General features: G+C 73.4%; 5 protein-coding genes and 1 pseudogene. 2 read left to right on the forward strand and 4 right to left on the reverse strand.

Features of this window, described 5'->3' with window-relative positions; translation table 11 throughout:
• Positions 1 to 222 (forward strand): annotated as a pseudogene (locus CBZ_RS20715) (hypothetical protein); the annotation flags it as partial.
• A gap of 154 nt (positions 223 to 376) precedes the next feature.
• Here the strand turns inward: CBZ_RS20715 and CBZ_RS04025 are convergent.
• The 3 genes from CBZ_RS04025 to fdxA all read right to left on the reverse strand — a co-directional run bounded on the left by CBZ_RS04025 (position 377) and on the right by fdxA (position 3,363).
• Complete coding sequence (locus CBZ_RS04025; RefSeq protein WP_130780314.1) at positions 377 to 1,675, reverse strand: citrate synthase; 1,299 nt, start codon at positions 1,673 to 1,675, stop codon at positions 377 to 379.
• A 200-nt stretch (positions 1,676 to 1,875) separates the two neighbouring features.
• Positions 1,876 to 3,027, reverse strand: coding sequence for a succinyldiaminopimelate transaminase (dapC, locus tag CBZ_RS04030; RefSeq protein WP_130780315.1), 1,152 nt, complete (start codon positions 3,025 to 3,027; stop codon positions 1,876 to 1,878).
• 9 nt (positions 3,028 to 3,036) lie between these two features.
• Complete coding sequence (gene fdxA, locus CBZ_RS04035) at positions 3,037 to 3,363, reverse strand: ferredoxin (RefSeq protein WP_013772042.1); 327 nt, start codon at positions 3,361 to 3,363, stop codon at positions 3,037 to 3,039.
• A gap of 64 nt (positions 3,364 to 3,427) precedes the next feature.
• On the opposite strand from fdxA, the gene CBZ_RS04040 reads away from it, so the two are divergent.
• Entirely contained in the window at positions 3,428 to 3,682 is a 255-nt protein-coding gene (locus CBZ_RS04040; RefSeq protein WP_130780316.1) for a putative acetyltransferase, read from the forward strand.
• Positions 3,683 to 3,751: 69 nt separating this feature from the next.
• Here CBZ_RS04040 and CBZ_RS04045 read toward each other — a convergent pair.
• On the reverse strand, positions 3,752 to 5,673 hold a 1,922-nt coding region (locus CBZ_RS04045; protein WP_130780317.1), incomplete at its 5' end, for a VanW family protein.

Genomic DNA, 5,673 nt, shown 5'->3' on the forward strand with positions numbered 1-5,673 from the left:
GTCCTGGTCGACACGGCCCCGCTCGCCGCCGCCGACCCCGCGGGGGCCGGCCGCGTGGCGTGGGCCGTCGCGCAGTGGGCGGTCGCGGTCGCGTCCCCGCTCGGCCTGACCCGCGTGGAGGCGGGCGGCCAGGTGTGGGAGCGAGAGGGCGACGCGTGGACCGCGGCGACCGCAGCCGACGCGCCGGTCGACGGCGTCGTCCGGCTCACGCTCGCCGGCTGACGCCCCGCAGGCCCGCGAGCCCGGCAGCACGGCGGCACGGCTGAACGCCTGCACGGCTGCACGGCTGCACGGCTGCACGGCTGCACGGCTGCACGGTGCCCGCAGACGACGGACGCCGGCCCGGCGTGCCGTGGCCGGCGTCGGACGCGCGCGGTCAGCGGTCGGCGACCGCCACGTAGTCGCGCTCGGTCTCGCCCGTGTACACCTGGCGCGGGCGGCCGATCTTCGTCTGCGGGTCGTTCATCATCTCGCGCCACTGCGCGATCCAGCCGGGCATCCGTCCGAGCGCGAACAGCGGCGTGAACATCGAGTCGGAGAAGCCCATCGCCTTGTAGATGAGGCCCGTGTAGAAGTCGACGTTCGGGTAGAGCTTGCGCGAGACGAAGTAGTCGTCGTTCAGCGCGATCTCCTCGAGGCCGCGGGCCAGGTCGAGCAGCTCGTCGTTCTTGCCGAGGGCGGACAGCACCGCGTCGGCGCTCTCCTTGACGATCGCGGCGCGCGGGTCGTAGTTCTTGTAGACGCGGTGCCCGAAGCCCATGAGGCGGACGCCCGGCTCCTTGTCCTTCACGCGCTTCATGAACGCCGTCGCGTCGCCGCCGTTGGCCTTGATCTCGTCGAGCATCTTGAGCACGGCCTCGTTCGCCCCGCCGTGCAGCGGGCCCGACAGCGCGTTGATGCCCGCCGCGACCGACGCGTAGAGGTTCGCGTTGGACGAGCCGACGATGCGGACGGTCGACGTCGAGCAGTTCTGCTCGTGGTCGGCGTGCAGGATGAGCAGCTTGTCGAGGGCCTGCACGACGACCGGGTCGGGCTCGTACTGCTGGTACGGGACGGCGAACGTCATGCGCAGGAAGTCCTCGACGTACCCGCGCGAGTAGTCGGGGTAGAGCAGCGGCTCGCCCTTGGACGCACGGTGCACGTACGACGTGATGGTGCGCGTCTTCGCGAGGATCAGCACCGTCGCGAGCTCGACGGCCTCGGGGTCGTGCGGGTCGAGCGACTCCGGGTAGAACGTCGACAGGGCGTTGAGGGCCGACGACATGACGGCCATCGGGTGCGCGTTGCGCGGGAACGTGCCCATGAAGGTGCGGAAGTCCTCGTGCACCAGCGTGTGGCGGTTGACGCGCTCCTCGAACGCCTCGAGCTCCGCCGTGTCGGGCAGCGCACCGTGGATGAGCAGATAGGCGACCTCGAGGAACGACGAGTGCTCGGCGAGCTGCTCGATGGGGTACCCGCGGTAGCGCAGGATGCCGGCGTCGCCGTCGATGTAGGTGATCTTCGACTCGCACGACGCGGTGTTCATGAACCCCGGGTCGACGGTGACGAGCCCGGTGTCACGCAGCAGGGAGGAGACGACGATGCCGTTGTTCCCCTCGGACGCGGTCACGATCGGCAGGTCCCGGGACTCCCCGTCCACGACCAGCTGGACCGGCGCGGTGATGACGTCCGACATGTGGTTCCTTCCTGCGGCGACCCTGGCCCAGGGAGTGCGCTGGGCGTCCGGTGGCGTCGGTTCGTGCGGCCTGATCGGCCAGCTGCGAGGGCCCTCGTTGGCCAGCATCGACGGTACCTGCGGCTAGCCTGCCGTGACCAATCCTCCAACGGACCTGGGTCCCGGTGTGACAGTCCTCACAAAAGGGCTCACGACGACCCTCATGCTCCGGTGAGGCGTGCCGCCGCCTCGGCGACCTTCTCGTCCGACGCGGTGAGCGCGACGCGCACGTGCCCCGCGGCCGCCGCACCGTAGAAGGCGCCCGGGGCGACGAGGACGCCCTGCTCGGCGAGGTCGCCGACGGTCGTCCAGCAGTCCTGCGGCGCCCCCTCGGGACGCACCCACAGGTACAGCCCCGCGAACGACCGGTCCACCGCGAAGCCCGCGCCCTCGAACGCCGCGCGCAGGACCCGCCGCCGCCGCCGGTACCGCTCGCGCTGCTCCGCGACGTGCGCGTCGTCGCCCAGCGCCGCGGCCGTCGCGGCCTGCACCGGCCCCGGCACGATCATCCCCGCGTGCTTGCGCGTCTCCAGCAGCGACGCGACGAGCGCCGGGTCACCCGCGACGAACGCCGCCCGGTAGCCCGCCAGGTTCGACTGCTTCGAGAGCGAGTACACCGCGAGCAGCCCCGTGAGGTCGCCGCCGGTCACCCGCGGGTCGAGCACGCTCGGCACGCCCGACGACGCCCACGGCTCCTCCCACGCGAGCTCTGCGTAGCACTCGTCCGAGGCGACGACGACCGGCCGGCCGTCCCGCTCCGCGGCCGCGCGCGCCGCGTCGACCACGCGGCGCAGCTCCTCGACACCGAGCACCGACCCGTCCGGGTTGCCCGGCGAGTTCAGCCAGACCAGCCGGACGTCGCCCGCCGACCGCTCCAGCAGCGCCGCCGGGTCGGCGGTCGGGACCGGCGTCGCGCCCGCGAGCCGGGCGCCCACGTCGTACGTCGGGTACGCCGTCGCGGGGTGCAGCACCACGTCCCCCGCGCCGAGGCCCAGCAGCGACGGCAGCAGCGCGACGAGCTCCTTCGAGCCGACCGTCGGCAGCACCGCCTGCGGGTCCAGGCCCGGGACGCCGCGCCGCCGGGCGAACCAGCCGACCACGGCCTCGCGCAGCTGCGGCGTGCCGTGCGTCAGCGGGTAGCCCGGCCAGTCGGCGGCCGCGTCGAGCGCGTCACGCACGACCTGCGGGGTCGGGTCGACGGGCGTACCCACCGACAGGTCGACGATGCCGCCCGGGTGGGCGCGCGCCCGCTCCGCGTACAGGGTGAGCGTGTCCCACGGGAAGTCCGGCAGCGCGCCGGTGAGGAAGCCCACCGCGCGGCGTCAGTCGCCGTGGACGCGCAGCGGCAGCGTGGCGATGATCGGGTGGTCCTTGTCGATCTCACCCATCTTCGCGGCACCGCCGGGCGAGCCGAGGTCGTCGAAGAACTCGACGTTCGCCTTGTAGTACTCGCTCCACTGCTCCGGGACGTCGTCCTCGTAGTAGATCGCCTCGACCGGGCAGACCGGCTCGCAGGCGCCGCAGTCGACGCACTCGTCGGGGTGGATGTACAGCGACCGCTTGCCCTCGTAGATGCAGTCCACGGGACATTCCTCGATGCACGCCTTGTCCTTGACGTCCACACAAGGCTCGGCGATGACATAGGTCACGGTGCGTCCTCCAACGCGCAGGGGGTCCGCCTAGTATCCCCCACATGCGACCAGGCGTGACGCGGTGTCCACGGCGGCGGACCACGTGACCGCCGACTGGCGCACCTTCGCGCCCGGCGAGCGGGTCGTCGTGCGACGACGACGCGACGACCACCCCGGCGCCGGCGAGCCGCCCCTCACCGACGTCCTCGGCGAGGTCGTCCGGCGCGACGACGACGGCCTCACCGTCGCCACCCGCCACGGCGACGTGCACGTCCCCGCGGCCGACGTCGTCCTCGCCAAGCGCGTCCCGCCCCCACCGACGCGACGCCCCCGCTGACGCACGAGGCCCCCGCCGACACCGTCGGGCGTCGGCGAGGGCCTCGGGAGCGCCGGCCTCAGGCGGGCGTCACGGCGTCGCGGGGGCCCCCGGGGTCGGCGCCGGACCGCACACGATCTTGTTCTGCGGCTTGTACCGCCACGAGTTCGTGTCCGTGTCCTGCAGCTGCCCGCCGAGGAACAGCTTGCGGGTCACCGTCACCGAGAAGCCCGGGTTGCCCGCCGACTGAGCGGTGCACGTCGGCGACTGCGAGTACACCGTCGTCGGCGCCACGACCCCCGAGCGCGGGCTCGTCGTCGACTCGACCGTCCAGTGCTTCGTCCCCCAGATGCGGACGTACACCCGACCACCGTCGACCCACGCCTGCACCAGCGCGCCGTACGGCGTGTTGTTCTTCCAGCGCATGTCGAGCGTGCCCGTGAAGATCGTCGCCTCGCGGCCCTCCGGGTAGCGCGCGAACCACTCGCTGTGCGGCTTGTGCTCGACGTCCTCGAACCCGGCGAAGTAGGCCGCGTTGTACGTCGTCGTCGAGATCTGCGACAGACCGCCACCCCACGCGTCGACGTGCTCGCCGCTGACGATCGCCCCCGCCTGCACGTACCCGTGCGCCGCGTCGACCGGGCCCAGGGCCTCCGTCAGGCTGAAGATCTCCCCCGGCCGGACCAGCGTGCCGCTGATGTTGTCCGCACCGTTCTGGATGTTGCGCGTGCGCCGCGGCTCCGCCGTCAGAGGCGTCGAGAACTCCGACACGATCTCCTTGACGCCCAGCGCCTCCAGCTCCGCCGTCGACTCGGCCGGGTCGGACTGCACCAGGTCCACGCGCGCCGTCCGGTCGTCGGCCAGCACCGCCGACCCGACCGCCGTCGCCAGCGCCGCCGGGTCCAGCGTCGTACCCGGGGTCCCCGGGACGATCACGGGCGCGCCCGACGACAGGTCGAAGTGCGCGTCCGCCGACTCCGTCAGCAGGTCCGGGACCTGCTCCAGGACCGCCTCGGCCAGCGCCTCACCGTTCATCTGCAGGACCAGGTCACCGTCCGTCGGCACGAACGACGCGTTCGCCGTCAGCGTCTCCGCGTCCAGCGCCGCCGTCCGGTCCGCGACCGCCACCGTCACGATGCCGCCCGCGACCCGCTCGGCGACCTGCGACAACGCCGCGTCGGTCTCCTCCTGCGTGATGTCGGGCTCCACCGCCGTCGTCGGCAGCGTCAGCGGACGCGCCGCGTCGAGCCACCCGTCCCGCACGACCTGCACCGCACCCTCGGCGTCCAGCTCCCAGCCGTCGACGGCCTCCGTCGAGTGCGCCGCACCGTCCGCGAACACGATCGTGCCGTCGACCGGCGCCAGGACCAGCGACGCCCCGAGCGCCTCGACGGCACCCGCCAGCGCGTCCTCGTCGACCACCGTCACCGGCGTCCGCTCGCCCATGCCCACGACCTGGTGCCACAGGCGGACCGGGTTCGCCAGGTCGGCGCCCGTCAGCGCGTCCACCGAGGCCTGCGCGTCGAACTCGAGCCCCGCCGCGGCAGGGTCGAGCGTCGACTGCACGTCCTGCGCCTGCACCGGGATCGGCTCCGTCGACGCGTCCGCCAGCGACTCCTCGAGCAGCGCGACCGCCTCGTCCGACCCCAGACCGCCGATGTCGACACCCGCGACGCTCGCGCCACGGGGCACGCGGTCCGCGAGCGCGAACGACGCACCCACGTACGCCCCGCCGAGCACCACGAGGATGCCGACGACCACGAGCAGCGGCTTCACCCAGCGGCGACGGCCGTCGTCCTCGTCGAACACGTCGAGCGGCGACGCGTCGCGCTCCTGGTCCGACGGGGGGACGGGACCCGACGCGATGCGCGGGCCCAGCGGGTCGGGCTGACGCGAACCCACCGGCGCGAACGCCGCCGTGGACGTCGCGTCGGCCGGCTTGCCGGGGGCCGCCGCGGCCGCCCCGGTGACGGCGGCGCCCGCGGCAGCGGCCGTCGCGGCCGGAGCCGCTG

The sequence above is a fragment of the Cellulomonas biazotea genome (assembly GCF_004306155.1).
Classification (GTDB): Bacteria; Actinomycetota; Actinomycetes; order Actinomycetales; family Cellulomonadaceae; genus Cellulomonas; species Cellulomonas biazotea.

Excerpts from the sequence above, each read along its gene's own strand:
- CBZ_RS04025 (WP_130780314.1), bottom strand. The coding sequence starts at position 1,675 with ATGTCGGACGTCATCACCGCGCCGGTCCAGCTGGTCGTGGACGGGGAG.